At 51.8% G+C, this 927-nt stretch carries 2 protein-coding genes and 1 pseudogene; all 3 read left to right on the top strand.

Features of this window, described 5'->3' with window-relative positions:
• Positions 1-176 (top strand): 50S ribosomal protein L30 (rpmD, locus tag IPZ49_RS22945; protein WP_193762897.1); only part of this gene is annotated, 176 nt, incomplete at its 5' end.
• A gap of 3 nt (positions 177-179) precedes the next feature.
• Positions 180-614 carry a 50S ribosomal protein L15 gene (rplO, locus tag IPZ49_RS22940; protein ID WP_014885468.1) on the top strand — a complete coding sequence of 145 codons (435 nt, stop codon included), beginning with the start codon at positions 180-182 and terminating at the stop codon, positions 612-614.
• A 7-nt stretch (positions 615-621) separates the two neighbouring features.
• A pseudogene (gene secY, locus IPZ49_RS22935) lies at positions 622-927 on the top strand (preprotein translocase subunit SecY); the annotation flags it as partial.

Genomic DNA, 927 nt, shown 5'->3' with positions numbered 1-927 from the left:
CAAAGACTATTAAAATCACTCAAACCCGCAGTGCAATCGGTCGGCTGCCGAAACACAAGGCAACGCTGCTTGGCCTGGGTCTGCGTCGTATTGGTCATACCGTTGAGCGCGAGGATACTCCTGCTGTTCGTGGTATGGTCAACGCGGTTTACTTCATGGTTAAAGTTGAGGAGTAAGAGATGCGTTTAAATACTCTGTCTCCGGCCGAAGGCTCTAAAAAGGCGGGTAAACGCCTGGGTCGTGGTATCGGTTCTGGCCTCGGCAAAACCGGTGGTCGTGGTCACAAAGGTCAGAACTCTCGTTCTGGCGGTGGCGTACGTCGCGGTTTCGAGGGTGGCCAGATGCCACTGTACCGTCGTCTGCCGAAGTTCGGCTTCACCTCTCGCAAAGCAGCGATTACAGCGGAAATCCGTCTGTCTGACCTGGCGAAAGTTGAAGGCGGCGTTGTAGACCTGAATACGCTGAAAGCGGCTAACATTATCGGCATCCAGATCGAGTTCGCGAAAGTGATCCTGTCTGGTGAAGTTTCTACTCCGGTAACTGTTCGTGGCCTGCGTGTTACTAAAGGTGCTCGTGCTGCTATCGAAGCTGCTGGCGGTAAAATTGAGGAATAAGTAGCAGATGGCTAAGCAACCGGGATTAGATTTTCAAAGTGCCAAAGGTGGATTTGGCGAGCTGAAACGCAGACTGCTGTTTGTAATCGGCGCGCTGATTGTGTTCCGTATTGGCTCTTTTATTCCGATCCCTGGTATTGATGCCGCTGTACTTGCCAAACTGCTTGAGCAACAGCGAGGCACCATCATTGAAATGTTCAACATGTTCTCTGGTGGTGCTCTCAGCCGTGCTTCTATTTTCGCACTGGGTATTATGCCGTACATTTCGGCATCGATTATTATCCAGCTGCTGACGGTCGTTCATCCGGCCCTG

The organism is Enterobacter cloacae complex sp. S2 (genome assembly GCF_015159675.1).
In the GTDB taxonomy this organism is placed as follows: Bacteria; Pseudomonadota; Gammaproteobacteria; order Enterobacterales; family Enterobacteriaceae; genus Enterobacter; species Enterobacter intestinihominis.
This window is presented reverse-complemented; position numbering and strand designations above follow the sequence as displayed.